Raw genomic sequence first — 22,301 nt, forward strand, 5'->3', positions numbered from 1 at the left:
GTCGTCGCGGGGGCTCAGCCGGCGGCGGGGCTCACTCCACGAACAGGCCGCGGGCCGCGGCGCGGGTGTCGAAGGCCTCCAGGCGGGCCTGGGCGTCCGGCAGCGCGTCCGCCATCGCCTCCAGCAGCACCCGGCCCAGCAGCATCGGCGCGCACGCCGTGTCGAAGGCCAGCCCGGTGCCGACCGGGGCGGGGATCAGGAGGTCGCAGTGGCGGGCCACCGGGGCGAAGGCCGAGTCCGCGACCGTCACCACGGTCAGGCCGGCCTTCCGCGCACGTTCCAGGGTGTCGACGACCTCCCGGGGGTGCCGGGGCAGCGCGAAGCACAGCAGCGCGGTGGCGCCCTCGTAGAGGGCCGCGTCGATGCGGTCCTCCATCATCGAGCCGCCCTCGTCGAGGAGCCGTACGTCCGGGTGCACCTTGGCCGCGAAGTACGCGAAGCCGCGCGCCTGCGAGGACGCCGCCCGCAGCCCGAGCACGGGCAGCGGGGTCGAGGCGGCGAGCAGCCGCCCCGCCTCCTCGACCGGCGCGGGGTCGGCGAGCATCTCGGCCAGCTGCCGCAGGTTCTCGATCTCGCCGAGCACCGCCTGCTGGTACTCGTTGTACGAGTCCTCCTGCACGGCGGCGGCCCGCTCGGCCGGAGCCACCTCGCGCAGGTGCCTGCGCAGTGCCGGATAGCCGTCGAAACCCAGCGCCACGGCGAACCGGGTCACCGACGGCTGGCTCACCCCGGCCAGGTCGGCGAGCTCGACGCTCGACAGGAAGGGCACCTGTGCCGCCCCGCGCACCATGCAGTGCGCGATCCGCCGCTGGGTCGGCGTCAGCCGGTGCCCCTCGAACAGCGCCTGGAGCCGCGCCGCCGGGCTGTCGCTCATGCCGTCCCCCTCCGTCCCGGTGGTTTATTCAGTCACGGAGCACTCTGCATGCGGTTATGCAGCGGGGCAAGCCGGTGCCCGCGATGCGGATAGGGGGGCCAGCCCCAGTGCCGGGGCCGGCGGCGCTTCCTACGGTGAGGGCATGGACGCCCACGCCCAAGAGCTCAAGAAGGAACTCGACGCGACGCTGAAGGCCCGGCGGGAGCTGGGCCCGGAGTACGAGGCCGCGCTGGTGGACTCGTTCGTCGAGAAGGTCGACACCCAGCTGCGGCGCAGACTCGCCGAGGAACGGCTGTCCCATGCCCGCGGCGAGAGCCCGTACGCGGCCGCCGGACCGCCGGAGGGGAACTTCGGCGAACGCTTCGGCTTCGCGGTCATCACCCTGGTCCTGGCGGTGCCGCTCTCGGCCGTCGGCGCCGCGCAGACGGGCTTCAAGGGGCTGGTGGTGGCCTGGGTGGGCGTGCTGGGGGTGAACTTCATCCACGCCGCTCGCCTGCGGCGCACCCGGCCGGATCCCCTCGACTGACTGCCGCCGCCGCCCGACCGCTGCCCCGCGCCTCGAACGCCGGCGGGGCTGGATCGACCGGCCGGCTCTGAGGCGAACCGAGCCCCGGAATTCTGGCGCGGGGACCGCCGCACCCTCGGCGGGCGAGGGGCGGGACGACGGCGGTCCCCGCGGAGGACACGGCCGGGTCAGGGCCGTCCGCGTCCGTGGTGTCCGCGTGTCCGGGAGCCGCTCCGGAGGTGCGCGAACACCGTCGGTGGTGCCGGCCGGGTCCGGTCTCCCGGTCTCCCTGCCGACGACCACCACTGTGCCGGAGCCGTGTTAAGGCCGTGCTGCTGTCACGTGTCCGGCCCGTACCGTTTGCGCGACGGCCGGAAAACGCCGGTTACTTCGCGGTCTTCGCCAGGAAGGCGAGGAGGTCCTGCCGGCTCACCACACCGGTGGGCTTGCCCTCGACCAGCACGATCGCCGCGTCGGCCTCGCCGAGCACCGCCATCAGCTCGGACACCGGCTCGCCCGAGCCGACCTGCGGCAGCGGCGAGCTCATGTGCTTCTCCAGCGGGTCGGAGAGCGAGGCGCGCTGCGCGAACAGCGCCGCGAGCAGCTCCTTCTCCACCACCGAGCCGATGACCTCGGCGGCCATCACGTCGGGGTGGCCGGCGCCCGGCTTGACGATCGGCATCTGGGAGACGCCGTACTCGCGCAGGACCTCGATGGCCTCGCCGACGGTCTCCTCGGGGTGCATGTGGACGAGGGAGGGGATGCCGCCCTCCTTGTCGTCCAGCACGTCGCCGATGCGGGCGGCCGGCCCGGCCTCCTCCAGGAAGCCGTGTCCCGCCATCCACTCGTCGCTGAAGATCTTGCTCATGTAGCCGCGGCCGCTGTCCGGCAGCAGGACGACGACGACGTCGTCCGGGCCGAGGCCCTCGGCGGCCTTCAGCGCGGCCACGACGGCCATGCCGCAGGAACCACCGACGAGGAGGCCCTCCTCCTTGGCCAGCCGGCGGGTCATCTGGAAGGAGTCCTTGTCGGACACCGCGATGATCTCGTCGGTGACGTTGGGGTCGTAGGCGGTCGGCCAGAAGTCCTCGCCGACGCCCTCGACGAGGTACGGGCGGCCGGAGCCGCCGGAGTAGACCGAGCCCTCGGGGTCGGCGCCGATGACCTTGACCTTCCCGCCGCTGACCTCCTTGAGGTAGTTGCCGGTGCCGGAGATCGTGCCGCCCGTGCCGACGCCGGCGACGAAGTGGGTGATCTTCCCGTCCGTCTGCTCCCACAGCTCCGGACCGGTGGTCTCGTAGTGCGAACGGGGGTTGTTCGGGTTGCTGTACTGGTCGGGCTTCCAGGCACCGGGGGTCTCGCGCACGAGGCGGTCGGACACGTTGTAGTACGAGTCCGGGTGCTCGGGGTCGACGGCGGTCGGGCAGACGACCACGTCCGCGCCGTACGCGCGCAGCACGTTGATCTTGTCCATGGACACCTTGTCAGGGCAGACGAAGATGCACTTGTAGCCCTTCTGCTGGGCCACGATGGCGAGTCCTACACCCGTGTTGCCGCTGGTCGGCTCCACGATGGTGCCACCGGGCTTGAGGGCTCCGCTCTGCTCGGCGGCCTCGATCATCCGTACGGCGATCCGGTCCTTCACGGATCCGCCGGGATTGAAGTACTCGACCTTCGCAAGGACGGTGGCCTGCAGGCCTTCGGTCACACGGTTGAGCTTCACCAGCGGGGTGTTGCCGACGAGGCTGATCATCGAGTCGTGGAATTGCACCATGTTCTCCAAGGAGGGGACTCCACGGGTTCTCCGGGAGGCATGGCCAGGGTATGCCGAAAGGGATTGGCCGACCGTGTGTACGGGGCAGGTAGGGGTCAATGAGGACCGAGGAGGTGGCCTGAAAGGTGTCCAGGGCGCGAACAGCCCGCCGCATCGCGGCGGGGGCGGCGTACGGCGGTGGCGGAATCGGACTCGTCGGGGCCGCCGCGGTCGGGCTGGTAGTGGCGGAGGTGCAGTTCGCCAAGCGCACGGTGGGCTCCGGGCTGCCGGACCCGCCGCGCGCGGACGGGCTGTACGGGAGCGAGTTCGGCGGCCCGGAGCAGAGCCCTGGCCCGCTGCGGCTGGGGATGCTGGGTGATTCCACGGCCGCCGGGCTCGGTGTGCGGCGGGCCCGGCAGACTCCGGCCGCGCTGCTGGCCTCGGGGCTGGCGGCGGTCGCGGAGCGGCCGGTGGAGCTGCGCAACGTGGCCCTGTCGGGTGCGATGTCGGACGACCTGGACCGCCAGGTGGGGCTGCTGCTGGACCGGGACGCGCCCCCGCCGGACGTCTGCGTGATCATGATCGGCGCGAACGACGTGACGCGCCGGATGCCGCCGACCCAGTCGGTCCGGCTGCTGACGTCGGCGGTGCGCCGGCTGCGCATGGCGGGATCCGAGGTTGTCGTGGGGACCTGTCCGGACCTGGGCACGATCGAACCGGTGTACCAGCCGCTGCGCTGGCTGGCGCGCCGTGTGTCACGGCAGCTGGCCGCCGCGCAGACCATAGGAGTGGTCGCGCTGGGTGCCCGTACGGTCTCGATGGGGGACCTGCTGGGCCCGGAGTTCGCCGCCAACCCGCGTGAGATGTTCGGCCCGGATTCCTACCACCCGTCGGCGGAGGGGTATGCGACGGCGGCCATGGCCATGCTGCCGACCCTGTGCGCGGCGCTGGCGCTGTGGCCGGAGTCGGACCGGCTCGACGTGTCGCGGGACGAGGACATGCTGCCGGTGGCGAAGGCCGCGTCGGCCGCCGCGGGCCAGGCGGGTACGGAGGTCACGGCGGCCCGCGGTCCGTGGGTGCTGCTCAAGCACCGCCGCCGGCGGCGGGTGCCGGGCGAGGACCCGGCGCCCGCGGCCCCGGACGCGGCGGAGCTCGCTCCCTAGGGAGGGTCGTCAAAGGAGCGTCGGCCGCCCGAAGGGCGGGGCCGGCCGGGCGGGACTTCGACGACACGGCCCAGGGGTGTCTGGTCGATCGGCCGGATCAGTGCTGGGGGCCGTGGGGCCCGGCCCGATCGGCGAGACCAGGGGGTGTGGCCCGGGCCCGGCCGGTGTGGCGCACCCTTGGGGTGCGGGCCCCTGCCGGCCGGGGCCCGTGGGAGCGACCGGCATCACACCCTCAGGCCGGTGACCTCGACCGTACGGGGCGGTAACTTCGCATGCGGTCCCGCAACGACGCACCCCTTGGAGTCCCGATGCCCGAAGCCGTCATCGTTTCCACCGCCCGCTCTCCCATCGGGCGCGCCTTCAAGGGGTCCCTCAAGGACGTCCGCCCGGACGACCTGACCGCGACGATCATCCAGGCCGCCCTGGCCAAGGTCCCCGAGCTGGACCCGCGCGACATCGACGACCTGATGCTCGGCTGTGGTCTGCCGGGCGGCGAGCAGGGCCACAACCTCGCGCGCATCGTGGCCGTCCAGATGGGCATGGACTTCCTGCCGGGCGCCACGATCACCCGGTACTGCTCCTCGTCGCTGCAGACCTCCCGCATGGCCCTGCACGCCATCAAGGCGGGCGAGGGTGACGTCTTCATCTCCGCGGGCGTCGAGATGGTCTCGCGTTCGGTGAAGGGGTCCTCGGACGGCCTGCCGGACACCCACAACCCGCTCTTCGGCGACGCGGAGGCCCGCACTGCGGCCGTCGCCCAGAGCGAGGGCTCGTCGTGGCACGACCCGCGCGAGGACGGCCTGATCCCCGACGCGTACATCGCGATGGGCCAGACCGCGGAGAACCTGGCCCGCCTCAAGGGCGTGACCCGCCAGGACATGGACGAGTTCGGCGTCCGCTCCCAGAACCTGGCCGAGGAGGCCATCAAGAACGGCTTCTGGGCCCGAGAGATCACCCCCGTCACCACCCCGGACGGCACGGTCGTCTCCACCGACGACGGTCCGCGCGCCGGCGTGACCCTGGAGGGTGTGCAGGGCCTGAAGCCCGTCTTCCGCCCCGACGGCCTGGTGACGGCCGGCAACTGCTGTCCGCTGAACGACGGCGCCGCCGCGCTGGTCATCATGAGCGACACCAAGGCCCGCGAGCTGGGCCTGACCCCGCTGGCCCGGATCGTCTCCACCGGTGTCACCGGGCTCTCCCCCGAGATCATGGGCCTCGGCCCGGTCGAGGCGTCGAAGCAGGCCCTGAAGCGGGCCGGCCTGACGGTCGGCGACATCGACCTGTTCGAGATCAACGAGGCCTTCGCGGCCCAGGTCATCCCGTCGTACCGGGACCTGGAGATCCCCCTCGACAAGCTGAACGTCAACGGCGGGGCCATCGCCGTGGGTCACCCCTTCGGGATGACCGGCGCCCGCCTGACCGGCACGCTGATCAACAGCCTGCAGTTCCACGACAAGCAGTTCGGTCTGGAGACGATGTGCGTGGGCGGCGGCCAGGGCATGGCGATGGTGATCGAGCGGCTGAGCTGAGCCGTAGCGGAGGGTAGGGGCCGGCTGAGGAACGAATGCCGGCACCTGCCCGCAGCGGTGGCGAAGCTCAGCGCGACCAGGCAACAGCGCGGCTGAGCTGAGCCGTAGCGGAGGGTAGGAGCCGGCTGAGGAACGAATGCCGGCACCTGCCCGCAGCGGTGGCGAAGCTCAGCGCGACCAGGCAACAGCGCGGCTCGGCCGAGCTGTCGAAACCCCCGCCCGGACGTGGCCGAAAGTAGGGGTCCGGTTACTGGATCAAGTGTGGGGCCAGACGCCGCAAGGACCCTCGGCCCGTACTGACGCTGGTTCTAATCCCGTCGCGGCCGACCTGTGACCGAATCTCCCCCAGGATGTGACCTATGTCCTGGGGGATCGGTGTTTACGCAGGTCAGCACCGCCGCAGGGGTGCAAGGTGTGACGAATGCCCTGTCCATTTCGTGACGTAATGCACTGCACGCCATTCCCAGGCCGGGACACTCTGATGTAGGAAGTCGGGGGATCGAATCACCTCAGGAGTTAGTCAGTGAGCGCCATGTCTCTTGCCCTGCTGCTGACCACGGCCGCTGCCACGGCTGTGGGCGCTGCTGCTCTGCACGCCGTCCACGGTCTGCGCAAGCAGGTCTCCGCCCTGCGCAGTGAGCTGGCGGTGCCGGTCCACGCCCGTGGCACGACCGTCCCGCACGCCCGCCACGCCGCCGAGTCCCCCGCCGCGGAGATACGAGCCGCCGTGGCCGAGGCCCTGGCCGAGGAGCGCGAGCGCGAGCTGGCCGAGGCGCGCGCCTTCTGGGCGGCGCAGGAGGCCCGTGACGCCGCCGACGCCCCGTCGCTGCTGGGCGGTCTGTCCGGGCTCGGCGAGGACAACCCGGTCTTCCTGCCCCGGCAGGCCGACCTGGTGGGCCTGGAGCCGGTCCTGGGCGAGGAGGCCCTCGACGAGCTGCCCGGCTACCCGGAGGATTCGGCCGAGCTGGCCGCCGCCCGCCGGCGCCACCCCTCGCACCCCGATTTCGTACCGGCCCAGGCCTCGCACCCCGGCGCCGACCACGAGCGCACCGTGAACCGTCTGGAAGAGCTCGCGGAGGCCCGTACGGCCCTCGCGGACGTCCGTCCCGGCCCGCTGGGCACGCTGGACGTGTACGTCTTCACGGACGGCACGACGCTCTGCATGACCCCGGGGCACCGGGAGACCGCGGAGCGCCTCGCCGAGGCGCTGCGCTCGGGCACCGCGCCGGTCCTGCTGGGCGGCTCGGGGATCTCCGGCGCCTACGCGCTGACCTTCTCCTGCGGTGACTCCGAGGACCCCGACAGCAACGTCTACATCCTCGCGGACCGCGTCATCGCATCGCTCTGATCTCCGCCTGCTCCACCAGCGATACGGCCTCGTCCAGCATCTCGGACGGGGCCTTCGCCGTGTCCGGGGCCCCGGCCCCGGCGCGCAGGGCCTCGGCGAGGTCCCGGCCGGCCACCGCCACCTGGTCGCCGACGACGAAGAGGCCCTCGTCCGGCATCTCCCGCGGCGCCCGCCCGGGCTCCTCCAGCCGCTGGGCGCGTACGGAGAGCTCACGGGCCAGGTCCAGCGCGGCGGCGGCCGCTCCCTGCTGGAGGCGGCTCTGCGGTGCGGCCCGCAGGCGGTCGGCGAAACGTTCCACGGCGGCGCTCAGGGGCGAAGTGTCAAGCACCCGGCCGACCCTACGCGCCGTCCGGGCACCATTGCCAATGGGCGAACTCTCCGGCACGGTGGCGTGAAGAGAACAGCACGGCAAAACCTCCGGAGGCGCCCATGTCCGTAGAGTTCTCCGAGCAGACCCACCGCAACATGATCGACAGAATCCCCCTGACCACCGGCCGTGAGGTCTCCTACTGGCTCCGCACCGTCGACGAAGGCCCCTCGCTCGTCCGGTTCGAGGAGAAGGTCAGCTGGCTGCGCGGCGCGCACGAGCTGTCGTACGGCCAGGCCAAGGCGATCATCCACGAGTACGACCTGCGCCGGGCCGCACGAAGGTTCGGCTGACCACTCCTGGCCCCGACAAGCCACGCCCTGGTCCCTGGACGCGGGAAGGCCCCGCGAGCGGTGTGCTCGCGGGGCCTTCCCCGTGCCGTGTGCCGGACCGGGCGGGCCTGGCGGCCCGCAGGTCCTGCTAGTCGTCGCCCGAGAGGATCTGGAAGATGCGCAGCATCTCGATGTAGATCCACACCAGGGTCATGGTGAGGCCGAAGGCCGCCAGCCAGGCCTCCTCGCGCGGGGCGCCGTACGTCACGCCGTCCTCGACCTGCTTGAAGTCGAGGGCGAGGAAGCAGGCGCCGAGGATGACGCCGATGGCGCCGAACAGCAGGCCGAGGCCGCCGCTGCGGAAGCCGAGGCCGTCACCGCCGCCGAAGACCGCGAACAGGGTGTTCGCGAGCATGAGGAGGATGAAGCCCAGGGCCGCGGCCATCACGAAGCCGTAGAAGCGGCGGGTGACGCGGATCCAGCCCATCTTGTACGAGAAGAGCACGGCGGCGAAGACGCACATCGTGCCCAGCACGGCCTGGATGACCACGCCGGCACCGAAGTAGGTGCTGGTGGCCGCGCTGATCACGCCGAGGAACACGCCCTCGAACGCCGCGTAGGCCAGGATCAGGCCCGGGGAGGCCTTCTGCTTGAACGACTGGATCATCGCGAAGACGAACGCCACCAGGGCGGCGCCGATGCCGATCGCGTACGACTTGTTGAGGTTCGCCGGGTCGACGGGCAGCAGCACCCAGGAGAGGGTGGCCGTCACGATGAGCGTGCCGAGCGTCATGGCCGTACGGCTCACGACGTCGTCCATGGTCATCGCGTTGGTGCGCGCCGGCGCCTGCGGCATACCCGTGGTCGGGTCGGTCGCGTACGGGTTCGTCGCGTACGGGTTGGTCCCGGCCTGCTGGTGCTGCGCGTCAAAGCCCGCGTAGCCACCGTTGTCGCGGCTGAACCCCCGTCGCGAGAAGACCGGGTTACTGCTCCTCATCTCACTCCTCCGTGGCCACCGAGCGCGGCCTTGCAACAAGAGTAATGCGCTCGCAAAGAAAGCACCCTACTGCTGGAGGAGGATCTTAGGAGAAGGCATGGCGAAGCGCAGAGGATAAAACGAGGGAGTCCCGCCGCGGCCGCGAGGGGTACCTCGCCAGAGCTGCGGAGTGCCCGGAGCCGGACTTGAACCGGCACGGCCCGAAGGCCAGCGAGGTTTAAGCTCGCCGTGTCTGCATTCCACCATCCGGGCAGGGCGTGGCGGCCCCCGTGGAAAAAGCCTTGAACGCTGCGCCGAGCCTATCCGGAACACACTCGCCGCCGACCGGCCGCCTATCCGATGTTGTCTGATTTTATTGGCGCTTGAGGGTCCGTCAGGCCCCAGAATGCACGGTCGGCCCGTTCTGGACGTCGATCACCACCTGTACGGGAATGACGGGATTTCGACGGCCCGCGCCACCCCCCGCGCCACCCCGGGCCACCGCCCGCCGACCAGGGCTCCCGTCATCTCCTGCCGGAGCTCCTGTCATACCAGAGGAGGAGGCGGGCCCGCCCGCCGTCAGTCTCGAGTGGGCCCGGGAACAGGCACGGCGGCTGATCCGCGGCGGGTAAGGCCGCGGTGAAGATGGAGGGGTCCCCGCACAACAGACCGAGGAGCCGTCCTGTGACCACCATGAACTACGCCCCGCACACCGCCCAGGCCGTGGCCGCCCGCGCCACCGGCCTCTCCAAGGTGTACGGCCAGGGCGAGACCCAGGTGGTCGCCCTGGACAACGTCTCCGTGGACTTCGGCCAGGGGCAGTTCACCGCGATCATGGGCCCCTCGGGCTCCGGCAAGTCCACCCTGATGCACTGCGTCGCCGGCCTGGACACCTTCTCCGCGGGCTCCGTCCGCATCGGCGAGACCGAGCTGGGCTCCCTGAAGGACAAGCAGCTCACCCAGCTGCGCCGGGACAAGATCGGCTTCATCTTCCAGGCGTTCAACCTGCTGCCCACGCTGACGGCCCTGGAGAACATCACGCTCCCGATGGACATCGCGGGCCGCAAGCCCGACCAGCAGTGGCTCGACACCGTCGTGGACATGGTCGGCCTCTCCGGCCGCCTCGGCCACCGGCCCACCCAGCTCTCCGGCGGCCAGCAGCAGCGCGTGGCCGTCGCCCGCGCCCTGGCCTCCCGCCCCGAGATCATCTTCGGCGACGAACCGACCGGAAACCTGGACTCCCGCTCCGGCGCCGAGGTCCTCGGCTTCCTGCGCAACTCCGTCCGCGAGCTCGGCCAGACCGTCGTGATGGTCACCCACGACCCGGTGGCCGCCTCCTACGCGGACCGCGTCATCTTCCTCGCCGACGGCCGCATCGTCGACGAGATGCTCAGCCCCACCGCCGACGGCGTGCTGGACCGTATGAAGGCCTTCGACGCCAAGGGCCGCACCAGCTGATCCCGGGTCCCGCCCCGGCCCTTCCTCCAGACTTCCAGCCCCAGGACTGAGATCCCCCATGTTCCGTACCGCCCTGCGCAACGTCCTCGCGCACAAGGCCCGGCTGCTGATGACGGTGCTCGCCGTCACCCTCGGCGTCGCCTTCGTATCCGGCACCCTCGTCTTCACCGACACCCTCAAGAAGTCCCTCTCCGGCCAGTCCGCCAAGAGCTACGACGGTGTCGCCGTCTCGGTCACCTCGTACGGCCAGGGCCGCAACGAGCAGGGCCAGAAGGAGGGCGAGCCCGGCCTCGGCCAGCCGACCCTCGACAAGATCAAGGCGCTCCCGGGCGTCGACTCCGTCTCCGGCCGTGTCTCCGGCTTCGCCGGCGTCGGCGACGAGAACGGCAAGCTGATCGGCTCCGGCTGGTCCAACCAGGGCGCCAACTACATGCCCGTCAAGGACGGCAAGAACCCGCGCTACGCCTTCGTCCAGGGCGCCGGCCCGGCCAGGGCCGACGAGGTCGCCCTCGACAGGGCCACCGCCGACAAGGGCGGCTACAAGGTCGGCGACAAGGTCCGCGTCGCCACCAACGGCCCGGTCAAGGAGTACTCCCTCGCCGGCGTCTTCACGACCGAGGACGGCGCCGTCCAGGCCGGCGGCAGCCTGGTCCTGTTCGAGACCAAGGTCGCCCAGGAGCTCTACCTCAAGCCCGGCTACTTCCAGGAGCTGTCGGTCGCCGCGAAGGACGGCACCTCCGCCGACAAGCTGCTCGCCGACATCAAGCCGCTGATCGACGGCAAGACGACCAAGGCGCAGACCGGCGCGGCGCTCGCCGACGAGCAGGCCGAGCAGATCGAGAAGGGCCTCAGCAACCTCAGCACGATGCTGCTCGTCTTCGCCGGCATCTCGCTCTTCGTCGGCATCTTCCTGATCTACAACACCTTCACGATGCTGGTCACCCAGCGGACCAAGGAGCTGGCGCTGCTGCGCGCCGTCGGCGCCAACCGCGGCCAGGTCATGCGCTCCGTGCTGACGGAGGCCCTCGTCGTCGGCGTCCTGTCGGCCGCCGCCGGCCTGCTCGGCGGCATCGGCCTGGCGATCGGGATCCGCTCCGTCATCGGCTCCCTCGGCGCCAAGCTGCCGGGCGGCGCCCCCGTGATCGCCCCGGGCACCGTCGTCGCCGCCCTCGTCATCGGCGTCGTCGTCACCACCGTCGCCGCCGTGCTGCCGGCCTGGCGCACCGGCCGGATCGCACCCGTAGCCGCCATGGGCAGCGCCCACCTGCCGGCCACTTCGAAGTCCCTGCTCGTACGCAACATCCTCGGGTCGGTCATCAGCCTCGCCGGCATCGGCCTGGTCTTCCTGGGCGTGTCCAAGGGCGGCGACACGGGCCGCATGACCATGGGCGGCGGCGCCTTCTTCATGCTGATCGGCATGATCGTGCTGCTGCCGCTGCTCTCCAAGCCGGTCATCGGCGCGGTCCGCCCGCTGCTGCAGAAGGTCTTCGGCGTCCCCGGCAAGCTGGCCGCCCAGAACGCCGTCCGCAACCCGCGCCGCACCGCCGTCACGGCCGCCTCCCTGGCGATCGGCCTGACCCTCGTCACCACGCTGTCCGTGCTCGGCATCACCGTCGGCAAGGTCGTCGACCGCATGAGCACCGAGAAGCTCAAGGCCGACTACCGGGTCTCCATGTCCTCCGACGCGGGGAGCCTCGACAAGTCCGTGGCCGAGACGCTGGCCAAGGCCCCCGGCATCAGGGCGGTCTCCCCGCAGACGGCCGGCTACTTCCTGGTCGACGGTGACTTCCGGGCCGCATCCGGCGTCAACCCGGCCACCATCGGCCAGCTCCTCAACGTCGAGGTCCTCAGCGGCTCGCTCGACAGCCTCGGCAAGGGCGAGGTCGCCGTCGCCGAGAAGACCGCCAAGAAGCACAACTTCACCGTCGGCAGCCCGATCAAGCTGCAGTACGACGACGGCAGCGAAGCGTCCGTCAAGGTCGGCGCGATCTTCAAGGACATGGAGGGCCTGCTCTCCCCCTACGTCATCGACGACAAGGTCCTCAGCGAGCACAGCGAGGAGATGTACATCCCCGAGGTGTACGTCAACGTCGACGGCGGGGCCTCCAAGGCCGCCCAGCAGAAGGTCGTCGACGCCCTCGGCAAGAACCCGGCCATCACCGTCGCCACCCAGCAGGACATGCGCAACGAGATGGGCGGCATGATCAACACGATGCTGAACATCATGTACGGCCTGCTCGGCATGGCGCTGGTCATCTCGGTGCTCGGCGTGGTCAACACGCTGGCCATGTCCGTCTTCGAGCGGACCCAGGAGATCGGCATGCTGCGGGCCATCGGCCTCGACCGCAGCCGGGTCAAGAACATGATCCGCCTCGAAGCCGTGGTGATCTCCCTCTTCGGGGCCGTCCTCGGCGTCGCCATCGGCATCTTCCTCGCCTGGGCCGTCGGCTCCACGCTGGCGAAGGCCATGCCCGGCTACGAGCTGATCCTCCCGTGGGACCGGATCGGGATCTTCCTCCTGCTGGCCGCAGTGGTCGGCGTCCTGGCCGCCATGTGGCCGGCCCGCAGCGCCGCCCGCCTGAACATGCTGACCGCCATCAAGACCGAGTAGGAGCGCCGCGCGGAAACCGGCGGGAGGACACGGAAGGGCCCCGGGGCGACATGCCCCGGGGCTCTTCCCGTCGCCCTCGCAGGAACGATCAGCCCGCCTGTGCGCCCCAGGTGCGCAGCCGCAGCGGCAGCCCCGCGTCCCCACGGCCCGCGGGCCGCACCGCGAGCACCTGGTTGACCCCGAGGCGGCCCCGCTCGAAGCCGAGGGCGGAGGCGGCCATGTAGAGCTGCCAGACCCGGACCCGGCCGGCCGATGTGAGGGCCACGGCCTCGTCCCAGTGCTCCTCCAGCCGTGCCACCCAGGCCCGCAGGGTCAGGGCGTAGTGCTCGCGCAGCGCCTCCACGTCGCGGACCTCGAAGCCGGCCCGTTCCAGTTCGCCGACCGTGGTGCCGACCGGGGAGAGCTCGCCGTCGGGGAAGACGTACGCGTCGATGAACTCGTCCACCCTGTAGGCCGTTTCGTCGGCCTCCGGCCGGCGGGCGATCTGGTGGTTGAGCAGCAGGCCGCCGGGGCGCAGCAGGCCGTGCAGGGTATGGGCGTAGTCGCGGTAGCGGTCGGCTCCGACGTGTTCGGCCATCCCGATGGAGGAAATGGCGTCGTAGGGGCCGTCCTTGACGTCCCGGTAGTCCTGGATCCGGATCTCGACCAGGTCGGCCAGGCCCTCGTCCGCGGCCTTCTTGCGGCCGTACACGGCCTGTTCGCGCGAGAGCGTGATCCCGGTGACGCGGGCGCCGTACTCGCGGGCCGCGTGCAGGGCCATGGAGCCCCAGCCGCAGCCGACGTCGAGGAGCCTGTCCCCGGGCTTCAGGGCGAGTTTGCGGCAGACCAGGTCGAGCTTGTCGTGCTGGGCCCGCTCCAGGGTGGAGCCGGGGGTCCAGTAGGCGCAGGAGTACACCATGGAGGGGCCGAGGACCCGCTCGTAGAAGTCGTTGCCGACGTCGTAGTGGTGGCCGATGGCCTGCCGGTCGCGGCCCCTGGTGTGCCGGGGGCCGCCGCGCCGGGGCGCCTCCTCCGCGGGCGGCGGGGGCGCCGGCAGCGGGCGGGCGAGGGTGACGAGGTCCCGTACGGCGCCCCGCGCGTCCGCGTCGCGCAGCAGCGCGGCGGTGCCGGCGGCGGCGCCCGCGGCGGCCGAGGCGCGCCGGGGCAGGAGCGTGCGCAGCGCGGCCAGGCGGGACGGGGTGGGGGCGGGCGCGGGGACGGGTTCCCGGTCACGCTCCCACAGCAGGCCGGCCACCCGGTCCAGCACCTCGAACAGATCGCCGTCGACGGTCAGTTCGCCGGCCACCCAGGCCCGGGCCAGGCCCAGTTCGCCGGGCTTCCACAGCATCCGGCGCAGGGCACGGCGGCCCCGGACGACGAGCACGGGGCCGCCGGGCGGCCCGGCCTCGCTCCCGTCCCACGCGCGGATGCGCACGGGCAGGGGGCCGCCCAGCAGGGTCTCGGCAAGAGCGGCCAGCCGCGGAGCGGCGTCGGTCATGGCGCACCTCCACAAAGTTCCGACCCATCCCTCTACCCATCCGCGGCCCCGGGTACGCCGAAGGGGCCGCCCGCACCACGGATGGCGGGCGGCCCCTTCGGGGTCGTACCTTCTACCGGCTCAAGGGCCGGGTTCCCGACGCAGGGTCAGGAGGCCTTGGCCTTCTCGGCCGGGGCAGCGGCGGCGGCCGGAGCCGGCGCCGGCTTGGCGGCCTCGTAGAACTCCTCGCGCGGGGTCTCCAGCGCACCGAGGGAGACGACCTCGCGCTTGAGGAACATGGCGAGGGTCCAGTCGGCGAAGACGCGGATCTTGCGGTTCCAGGTCGGCATGGCCATGCCGTGGTAGCCACGGTGCATGTACCAGGCGAGCCGGCCCTTGAGCTTGATCTTCGTCTTGCCCATGACGATCATCGCGACGCCCTTGTGGAGGCCGAGGCCCGCCACCGCACCCTTGTTGGAGTGCGAGTACTCGGTCTGCGGGAAGCCACGCATGCCCGAGATGACGTTGTCGCCGAGGACCTTGGCCTGGCGCAGCGCGTGCTGGGCGTTCGGCGGGCACCAGGCGTTCTCGATGCCGGCCTTGCGGGCGGCCATGTCCGGAACCTGGGCGTTGTCGCCTGCGGTCCAGATGTAGTCCGTGCCCGTGACCTGGAGGGTCGGCTGGGCGTCGACGTGGCCGCGCGGGCCCAGCGGCAGGCCGTAGCGGGCCAGGACCGGGTTCGGCTTGACGCCGGCGGTCCACACGATGGTGTTGGAGTCGACCTCGAGGCCGTTCTTCAGCACCACGCGGCCGTCCACGCAGGAGTCCATGGAGGTGTTGAGGTAGATCTCGATGCCGCGGGACTCGAGGTGCTCCTTGCCCCAGGTACCGAGCTTGGGCCCGACCTCGGGGAGGATCTTGTCGGCCGCGTCGACCAGGATGAAGCGCATGTCCTCGCGCTTGATCGTGGAGTAGTACTTCGCGGCGTCGCGGGCCATGTCCTCGACCTCGCCGATCGTCTCGGCGCCGGCGAAGCCGCCGCCGACGAAGACGAAGGTGAGGGCCTTGCGGCGGACGTCCTCGTCCGTCGTGGACTCGGCCTTGTCCAGCTGCTCGAGTACGTGGTTGCGCAGGCCGATGCCCTCCTCGACACCCTTCATGCCGATGCCCTGCTCGGCGAGGCCGGGGATCGGGAAGGTGCGGGAGACGGCACCGAGGGCGATCACCAGGTAGTCGAAGGGCAGCTCGTACGCCTCGCCGACCAGCGGCGTGACGACGGCGACCTTGCGGTCCTGGTCGATGCTGGTGACCCGGCCGGTGAGAACCTCAGCCTTGGGCAGCACGCGTCGCAGCGGGACGACGACGTGCCGAGGCGAGATGCTGCCTGCGGCCACTTCGGGGAGGAAGGGCTGGTAGGTCATGTACGAGCGCGGGTCGACGACCGTGACGGTCGCCTCGCCGTAACGCATCTTCTTCATGATGCGCTTGGCTGCGTACAGGCCTACGTACCCACCTCCTACAACGAGGATCCTGGGACGCTCCGTGGTGCTCATGAGAACGAGTATCCAGCACCCAATGGGGTGTTGCTCGTGAGCCCCTTCACAAGGACTCGGGAGGCCTCTGCTACACTGCGCCGCCCACGTGACGGACGTCATGACGCGCAACGGGAACCAAGGGGTTACGGGAGTCGTTGTTCACCCGTCCTGAACTGGCCTCCAAGGCCGAAACCGGAGTAGACCACCGGGTTCGTGGATACCTACCGACACCACTCGTCGGCCTCCTCGCATCGCACGAACGCCCACTGCCAGACGCCCCCGTGGAGCCCCGGAACGGCCCGAAGCGGCCCTCCAGTGCGCCATCGCGAACTTTTCCTTGTGAAGAACTTCACGAACTTCTTCGGCGCGCGGCGACCCCGGACCCCCGTAAGGCCGTTACGAAGGCCCGAAACGCACGCAGCACCCCACGGTTCATCCGTCCCGGAGGTGCTGCGTGTGGGATCCACGGGGTCAGAACGCGCGATGACCTTTCATCCCCTGGCACCGGCATCCCCGTCGTCGGGGTCGGCGATTGGGGCGACGTCCACCGCGGCATCTGACGGCGGCCAGGACGAGGGCGCTCCGTTCTGCGACCCGGAACGCCGTCGTCGTCCGGCGTTTCAGGCCGTCACGCGGTGGCGGCCGCCGCGCTCCAGGCGATGCCGTCGAGGATGTCGTGCTCTGAGACGACGACCTCCTCGGCGCCCGTGCGCTCCATGATGGCCAGCAGGACCAGCGCGCCCGCGCCGATCACGTCCACCCGCCCCGGGTGCATCACGGGGATCGCCGCGCGCTCGGCGTGCGTGGCCGTCAGCATCCGCTCGGTGATCGCGCGGACCTGCTCGTAGGAGATCCGGGAGTGGTGGATCGCCGACGACCGGTATTCGGGCAGGCCGAGGGCGATCCCGGCGACGGTGGTCACCGAGCCCGCCAGTCCCACCAGGGTGCGCGCCTCGGCCAGCGGGACCGTCTCGGACGCCAGGTCCAGCGCGGCCTCGATGTCGGCGCGAACGGCGGCGACCTGCTCCTGCGTCGGCGGGTCGGTGACGACCCCGTCCACCACCAGGTGGCGCTCGGTCATCCGGACGCAGCCGACGTCCACGGAGCGGGCGGCCCGTACGTGGTCGTCGCCGACCACGAACTCGGTGGAGCCGCCGCCGATGTCGACCACCAGGAACGGCCGCTCCAGGTGCTCGTGCGCGGTCAGCTCCTTGGTGGCGCCGGTGAAGGAGAACTCGGCCTCCTGGTCGCCGGAGATCACCTCGGGCTCGACGCCCAGGATCTCCACGACGCCACGGACGAAGTCGTCGCGGTTCTCGGCGTCGCGGGAGGCGGACGTCGCCACGAAGCGCACCCGCTCGGCGCCGAACTCCTTGATGACCGCCGCGTATTCACGGCAGGCGGCGAAGGTGCGCTCCAGCGCCTCCGGGGCCAGGCGCCCGGTCTTGTCCACGCCCTGGCCGAGCCGGACCACGATCATCCGCCGGTCCAGCTCGGTCAGCTCGCCCGTGGCGGGTTCGCAGTCCGCCACGAGCAGCCGGATGGAGTTCGTACCGCAGTCGATGGCCGCGACCCGGGTCACTCGGACTCCTCGGCCTTCTCGCCGCACGGGGTGACGCAGGCGCCCTTGGCCCACCACTCCGGCAGCATCGCGAGGGCCTCGTCGCCGAACGGGTTCACCCCGGGGCCGGCGGCCAGGGAATGGCCGACGAGCACGTGCAGGCACTTGACCCGGTCCGGCATCCCGCCGGCGCTCGGGAAGCCCTGGAGCACCTCGATGGCGTCGCGGCGGCGGATGTAGTCCTCGTGCGCGGCCCGGTAGGCGGCGGCGAGTTCCGGGTCCTCGGCAAGCCGCGCCTGCATCTCCTTCATCACGCCGTTGGCCTCCAGCGTGCCGATGGCGGAGGCCGCGCGCGGGCACGTCAAGTAGTACAGCGTCGGGAAGGGGGTGCCGTCGGGAAGCCGCGGCGCGGTCTCCACCACGTCGGGCTGACCGCAGGGGCAGCGGTGCGCGATGGCGCGCAGCCCGCGCGGCGGGCGGCCGAGCTGCTGCTCGAACGCCTCGATGTCCGCGTCGGTCGGCTCGGTCCGGTCGGTCTGGGGCGGGGGCGTCTGCATGCCTGGAGGAAGTCTCTTCGTTCTCGTGGATGGGTGCTGCGGTACTGCGGTACTCCGGTACCGCCGTGCTCATTCGCCGGGGCGGTCGGCCTTGTCGACGCCGTCCCAGACGTTGGAGTACCAGGGGCGGTCCGAGCCGGCCTGGCCGGTCCGGTGCGGCTCCGGGGGCTGGGACCCGGGGTCGCTCATGATGTAGCCGACCTCCCCCGGGCGCAGGAAGTGCAGGTGCTTGCGCGCCTGCTGCTCCGCGTACGCGTCGTCCTGCCAGCGGGCCTTCTCGTCGCGGAGCCGCTCCAGGCGGTCCCGCGCGGCGGCGGCGGCCCGCTGCTGCTCCGCGATCTCCGAGCGCTGGGAGACGTACTGGCGCATCGGATACGCGAGGGCGACCACCAGCGTACAGAGCACGAGCACCAGGAGCGCGGCCCTGCCGGTGAGGCGGCTGCGGCGCACCTGCCGGCGCGACTGCGAGCGGTAGACGTGGGCCGCGGTCCGCTCACCGAGCTGCTTGAGCCGCGTCGCCGTGGAGAAGGTGGAGAACCGATCCCGGCTCCCGGCCATTGGTCCGCCTCCCCTTTGTACGCACTACGCAATACGTCCCCGCACACGGTACGGGACCGAGTGCGGGGACGTACGGAGGCAGAGCGTGATTAGCCCTTGAAGCGCGGGAAGGCGCTGCGGCCCGCGTACACCGCGGCGTCGTCGAGGATCTCCTCGATGCGCAGCAGCTGGTTGTACTTGGCGACGCGGTCCGAGCGGGCCGGGGCGCCGGTCTTGATCTGACCGCAGTTCACGGCGACGGCGAGGTCGGCGATGGTGACGTCCTCGGTCTCGCCGGAGCGGTGCGACATCATGCACTTGAAGCCGTTGCGCTGGGCCATCTCGACGGCGTCGAGGGTCTCGGTCAGCGAGCCGATCTGGTTCACCTTCACGAGGAGGGCGTTCGCGGAGCCCTCCTCGATGCCGCGGGCCAGGCGCTCGGGGTTGGTGACGAAGAGGTCGTCGCCGACGATCTGGACCTTGGCGCCCAGGCGGTCGGTGATGGTCTTCCAGCCGGCCCAGTCGTCCTCGAACAGCGGGTCCTCGATGGAGACGAGCGGGTACGCCTCGACGAGCTCGGCGTAGTAGTCGGTCATCTCGGCGGCCGAGCGGGACTGGCCCTCGAACTCGTACTTGCCGTCCTTGTAGAACTCGGACGCGGCGACGTCGAGCGCGAGCGCGATGTCCTTGCCCGGCGTGTAGCCGGCCTGCTTGACGGCCTCGATGATGAGGTCGAGCGCGGCGCGGTTGGACTCCAGGTTCGGGGCGAAGCCGCCCTCGTCGCCGAGACCGGTGGACAGGCCCTTGGTGTGCAGGACCTTCTTGAGGGTGTGGTAGACCTCGGCACCCCAGCGCAGCGCCTCGGAGAAGGACTCCGCGCCGATCGGGGCGATCATGAACTCCTGGATGTCGACGTTGGAGTCGGCGTGCGACCCACCGTTGAGGATGTTCATCATCGGAACGGGCAGCAGGTGCGCGTTCGGACCGCCGAGGTAGCGGAAGAGCGGGAGGTCCGAGGCCTCGGACGCGGCGTGGGCGACGGCGAGCGAGACGCCGAGGATGGCGTTGGCGCCGAGCGAGCCCTTGTTGTCGGTGGCGTCCAGGTCGAACATGGCCTGGTCGATCAGGCGCTGCTCGGTGGCGTCGTAGCCGACGAGCTCCGGGCCGATCTGCTCGATGACGGCGAGGACGGCCTTCTCGACACCCTTGCCGAAGTAACGGTTGGGGTCACCGTCACGGAGCTCGATGGCCTCGAAGGCACCGGTGGAGGCGCCGGACGGAACGGCAGCACGGCCGGTGCTGCCGTCGTCGAGGCCCACCTCGACCTCGACCGTGGGGTTGCCTCGGGAGTCCAGGATTTCCCGGGCTACGACGACGTCGATGGACGGCACGAGCATCTCCTTCTGGGATGTGACGCTGGGTGTGCGGTGGCGTCAGGCCGTGGGACGGCCTGGCCGACTAGAGCCTAACCGGATCCGGGCACTCACCCTGCCGACCGCCCGGGTCCTGGGACGAAAAAGGGCCCGAATACCCCTCTTCCCGGACATAGGGCCCCGCATGACGGGGGTTCCGCTGCCGCACACACCGCCGCCCGGCGCGTGGGGGGAAGGGCGCCGGGCGGTGGGAATTCTGCGCGTTGCGTACGCTTTTGCGGCTATTGCCGCAGCGGTCAGCTGAGCTTCAGCTTCTGACCCGGGAAGATCAGGTCGGCGTCCGAGACGATGTCCTTGTTCAGCTCGAACAGCTGCTGCCAGCCGCCCTTGACGCCGTTGGCCTCGGCGATGGTGCCCAGGGTGTCGCCCGGCTTGACCTCGTACGAGCCGTTGCCGGTCTTCGGCGCGGCAGGGGCCTCGGTCCGCTCGGAGCGGGTGACCGGGGCCTCGGCGCGCTTGGTGTCCTTCTTCGGCGCGGCCTTGGTCTCGGTCTTCTTGGTCTCGGTCTTCTTCGTCTCGGCCTTCGGCTTGGTGGAGGCCGGGGTCTCGGAGGAGCCGCCCGTGTACGAGGAGTTCGACAGGCCCTTGCCGCAGTGCGGCCAGGCGCCCTTGCCCTGCTTCTTCAGGACCTTCTCGGCCACGGCTATCTGCTGCGCCTTCGAGGCCTGGTTGGCCTGTGAGGCGTACGACTTGCCGCCGAACGCCGCCCACGTGGAGGACGAGAACTGCAGTCCGCCGTAGTAGCCGTTGCCCGTGTTGATGGCCCAGTTGCCACCGGACTCGCACTGCGCGACCTTGTCCCACTCGGACGCGGTGGCGGCACTGGCGGCGCCCGCGGTCATCAGGGGGGCCGCGACGGCCACACCGGCGACACCGGCGAGCGTGACGATGCGGACGGCCTTGGAGGCGCGACGGTGCTTGCCCTTGCCGGAAAGCAGCATGAGGTTTCTCCTCACCGACGCCTACGAGGTGAGCTGTCGGGTTCGGGCCTGTGAGTGCCCGGCGGTGCGACCTAGCGCACCGCTTAACCCCAAGCCGCTTGCGTGACCGTCTCTCAACGGACGCTCGCGGCACCTACCTTGGGTCCCCCGCTCCTGCCTTCGGCGCTTTACGCGACGACTGTTCCCCCCGTCCGCCGGCAGGACTCGGCGATGCGGTCGAAGGAGCTCGCGGTGGCGAGCGATTCAGAAGGTAGACACAGCTCTCCCCGATGTTCAACGAGGAACATCGGGGAGAAAGGGGCCCTACTTGCGCTCTCCGCAGAGGTGTTTGCGCAGGTGAGACCGGGGTTTGCGGAAGGCCCCGGGCGGGACACGCCAGTTGACCGGAAGAGACACATGTCTCACTTGCCGAAAACAGACAATCAAGGTCTTTCCGGGCGAACCAACTGTCCTTATTACGTGGTTAGATCCAGGTTCTGCCCGGGCTTGATCAGATCGGCGTCCTCGCCGATGACCTGCTCGTTGGCTTCGTAGAGGCCGCTCCAGCCGCCCTTCACGCCCTTGGCAACCGCGATGGTCGCCAGGCTGTCGCCCGCCTGCACGGTGTAGACGGGGTCCGGCGCGGCATCGGACGGGGCGCCCTCCTCGGGGGAGGGCGCACCGCGGTGCTTGCCGTTGCCCTCGGCGGGAGTGGCGCCCGGGGTCGCCGGGGCCGCCGGTGCCGCGGGGGCCGTCGGGTCAGTCGGGGACGGACCCGGGGTGACCGGCGGGGTCGTGGGCGCCGTCGGAGCCGTCGGGTCCGTCGGGAGGACCGGGGCCGTGGGGTCGGTGGGGCTCACCGGCGGGGTCGCCGGGTCGGTCGGGAGGACCGGGGTGCCCGGGTCGGCCGGGGGCGTCGTCGGGACGTCGGGCGCGGGCATGACGGGCAGTCCGAGGGACGGCGCGTCGGGGATCAGGAAGGGGGTGCCCGAAGGGCTCGGGGTCTCCGCGGTCGAGAGTCCGAAGTCCGTGGCCGGCTTGCCGCCCTTGGCGGAGGGCACGGTGTCGTCGGGGCGGGACGGCGCGGGGCCCACCGCGGTGGGGCTGCCGGGCAGACCGGGGTCGACGACCGCGGCCGGACCCTGCTGGTCCAGTCCGGCGGAGGCCGCGCACAGCGGCCAGGCCTGCGGGCCCTGGGATGCCAGCACGCGCTCGGCCACCGCTATCTGCTGCGAGCGGCTCGCGAGGTCGGCCCGCTCGGCGAAGTCCAGACCGCCGGCGTTCTGCCACTGCTCCTGGGTGAACTGGAGGCCGCCGTACGCGCCACTGCCGAAGTTGGCGCTCCACGCGCCGCCGCTCTCGCACTCGGCCACCTTGTCCCAGGTGGCGGTGTCGGCAGCGGTGGCACTGGTGGCGGCAAGCAGCGGCATGGCCAGCGCAGAGCCA

19 protein-coding genes, 1 tRNA gene and 1 riboswitch are annotated in these 22,301 nt (G+C 71.1%); of the genes, 7 read left to right on the top strand and 13 right to left on the bottom strand.

The features are described from left to right. Positions 1 to 31 precede the first annotated feature (31 nt). On the bottom strand, positions 32 to 874 hold the full coding sequence (locus AB0F82_RS09915) for a MurR/RpiR family transcriptional regulator (RefSeq protein WP_362625410.1): 843 nt from the start codon (positions 872 to 874) through the stop codon (positions 32 to 34). A 142-nt stretch (positions 875 to 1,016) separates the two neighbouring features. Between AB0F82_RS09915 and AB0F82_RS09920 the strand changes: the two genes are divergently transcribed. Continuing rightward, complete coding sequence (locus AB0F82_RS09920) at positions 1,017 to 1,400, top strand: hypothetical protein (protein ID WP_362625412.1); 384 nt, start codon at positions 1,017 to 1,019, stop codon at positions 1,398 to 1,400. A gap of 364 nt (positions 1,401 to 1,764) precedes the next feature. Here the strand turns inward: AB0F82_RS09920 and AB0F82_RS09925 are convergent, their stop codons facing one another. Further along, positions 1,765 to 3,150 (bottom strand): cystathionine beta-synthase, encoded by a 1,386-nt coding sequence (locus AB0F82_RS09925; RefSeq protein ID WP_356812536.1) that lies wholly within the window; start codon positions 3,148 to 3,150, stop codon positions 1,765 to 1,767. 128 nt (positions 3,151 to 3,278) lie between these two features. Here AB0F82_RS09925 and AB0F82_RS09930 point away from each other — a divergent pair, with 128 nt between their 5' ends. The 3 genes from AB0F82_RS09930 (at position 3,279) to AB0F82_RS09940 (ending at position 7,172) form a co-directional block, all read left to right on the top strand. After that, the gene (locus AB0F82_RS09930) at positions 3,279 to 4,295 is read left to right on the top strand and encodes an SGNH/GDSL hydrolase family protein (RefSeq protein WP_362625414.1); all 1,017 of its coding nucleotides are present in this window, start codon (positions 3,279 to 3,281) and stop codon (positions 4,293 to 4,295) included. A gap of 308 nt (positions 4,296 to 4,603) precedes the next feature. Next, entirely contained in the window at positions 4,604 to 5,824 is a 1,221-nt protein-coding gene (locus AB0F82_RS09935) for an acetyl-CoA C-acetyltransferase (RefSeq protein WP_356813457.1), read from the top strand. A 532-nt stretch (positions 5,825 to 6,356) separates the two neighbouring features. Further along, complete coding sequence (locus tag AB0F82_RS09940; RefSeq protein WP_362625653.1) at positions 6,357 to 7,172, top strand: hypothetical protein; 816 nt, start codon at positions 6,357 to 6,359, stop codon at positions 7,170 to 7,172. On the opposite strand, the gene AB0F82_RS09945 is transcribed toward AB0F82_RS09940, so the two are convergent. After that, positions 7,156 to 7,500, bottom strand: a complete 345-nt coding sequence (locus AB0F82_RS09945) for a hypothetical protein (protein WP_356813458.1) — start codon at positions 7,498 to 7,500, stop codon at positions 7,156 to 7,158. The two genes, AB0F82_RS09940 and AB0F82_RS09945, sit on opposite strands and share 17 nt — an antisense overlap. Positions 7,501 to 7,601: 101 nt before the next feature. Here AB0F82_RS09945 and AB0F82_RS09950 point away from each other — a divergent pair, with 101 nt between their 5' ends. Next, positions 7,602 to 7,832 (top strand): DUF4287 domain-containing protein, encoded by a 231-nt coding sequence (locus AB0F82_RS09950; protein WP_356813459.1) that lies wholly within the window; start codon positions 7,602 to 7,604, stop codon positions 7,830 to 7,832. Positions 7,833 to 7,959: 127 nt separating this feature from the next. Here the strand turns inward: AB0F82_RS09950 and AB0F82_RS09955 are convergent, their stop codons facing one another. Continuing rightward, positions 7,960 to 8,808 carry a Bax inhibitor-1/YccA family protein gene (locus AB0F82_RS09955; RefSeq protein WP_362625416.1) on the bottom strand — a complete coding sequence of 283 codons (849 nt, stop codon included), beginning with the start codon at positions 8,806 to 8,808 and terminating at the stop codon, positions 7,960 to 7,962. A gap of 170 nt (positions 8,809 to 8,978) precedes the next feature. After that, a tRNA-Leu gene (locus AB0F82_RS09960) sits at positions 8,979 to 9,060 on the bottom strand. 420 nt (positions 9,061 to 9,480) lie between these two features. Here AB0F82_RS09960 and AB0F82_RS09965 point away from each other — a divergent pair. Continuing rightward, the gene (locus AB0F82_RS09965; protein WP_106981591.1) at positions 9,481 to 10,245 is read left to right on the top strand and encodes an ABC transporter ATP-binding protein; all 765 of its coding nucleotides are present in this window, start codon (positions 9,481 to 9,483) and stop codon (positions 10,243 to 10,245) included. Between the two features lie 58 nt (positions 10,246 to 10,303). Next, positions 10,304 to 12,856: an ABC transporter permease gene (locus tag AB0F82_RS09970; protein ID WP_362625418.1), complete on the top strand. Its 2,553-nt coding sequence runs from the start codon at positions 10,304 to 10,306 to the stop codon at positions 12,854 to 12,856. A gap of 88 nt (positions 12,857 to 12,944) precedes the next feature. Here the strand turns inward: AB0F82_RS09970 and AB0F82_RS09975 are convergent, their stop codons facing one another. The 8 genes from AB0F82_RS09975 to AB0F82_RS10010 form a co-directional block, all read right to left on the bottom strand. Further along, positions 12,945 to 14,333, bottom strand: a complete 1,389-nt coding sequence (locus AB0F82_RS09975; protein ID WP_362625420.1) for a cyclopropane-fatty-acyl-phospholipid synthase family protein — start codon at positions 14,331 to 14,333, stop codon at positions 12,945 to 12,947. Between the two features lie 146 nt (positions 14,334 to 14,479). Continuing rightward, positions 14,480 to 15,865, bottom strand: a complete 1,386-nt coding sequence (locus tag AB0F82_RS09980; protein ID WP_356813463.1) for an NAD(P)/FAD-dependent oxidoreductase — start codon at positions 15,863 to 15,865, stop codon at positions 14,480 to 14,482. Between the two features lie 610 nt (positions 15,866 to 16,475). Beyond that, positions 16,476 to 17,429 carry a Ppx/GppA phosphatase family protein gene (locus AB0F82_RS09985; protein ID WP_362625422.1) on the bottom strand — a complete coding sequence of 318 codons (954 nt, stop codon included), beginning with the start codon at positions 17,427 to 17,429 and terminating at the stop codon, positions 16,476 to 16,478. After that, complete coding sequence (locus tag AB0F82_RS09990; RefSeq protein ID WP_356813465.1) at positions 17,426 to 17,965, bottom strand: DUF501 domain-containing protein; 540 nt, start codon at positions 17,963 to 17,965, stop codon at positions 17,426 to 17,428. The genes AB0F82_RS09985 and AB0F82_RS09990 overlap by 4 nt, the downstream gene beginning before the upstream one ends. Positions 17,966 to 18,034: 69 nt before the next feature. Beyond that, positions 18,035 to 18,523, bottom strand: a complete 489-nt coding sequence (locus AB0F82_RS09995) for an FtsB family cell division protein (RefSeq protein WP_362625424.1) — start codon at positions 18,521 to 18,523, stop codon at positions 18,035 to 18,037. Positions 18,524 to 18,612: 89 nt separating this feature from the next. Beyond that, positions 18,613 to 19,899 carry a phosphopyruvate hydratase gene (eno, locus tag AB0F82_RS10000; RefSeq protein WP_031150828.1) on the bottom strand — a complete coding sequence of 429 codons (1,287 nt, stop codon included), beginning with the start codon at positions 19,897 to 19,899 and terminating at the stop codon, positions 18,613 to 18,615. A gap of 272 nt (positions 19,900 to 20,171) precedes the next feature. Next, positions 20,172 to 20,876, bottom strand: a complete 705-nt coding sequence (locus tag AB0F82_RS10005) for a transglycosylase family protein (protein ID WP_356813469.1) — start codon at positions 20,874 to 20,876, stop codon at positions 20,172 to 20,174. Between the two features lie 3 nt (positions 20,877 to 20,879). Next, positions 20,880 to 21,051, bottom strand: a riboswitch (cyclic di-AMP (ydaO/yuaA leader). 280 nt (positions 21,052 to 21,331) lie between these two features. Next, positions 21,332 to 22,285, bottom strand: a complete 954-nt coding sequence (locus AB0F82_RS10010; RefSeq protein ID WP_362625427.1) for a transglycosylase family protein — start codon at positions 22,283 to 22,285, stop codon at positions 21,332 to 21,334. Positions 22,286 to 22,301 lie beyond the last annotated feature (16 nt).

Origin of the sequence: Streptomyces virginiae (assembly GCF_040638905.1) — a bacterium.
GTDB classification, from domain to species: Bacteria; Actinomycetota; Actinomycetes; order Streptomycetales; family Streptomycetaceae; genus Streptomyces; species Streptomyces virginiae_B.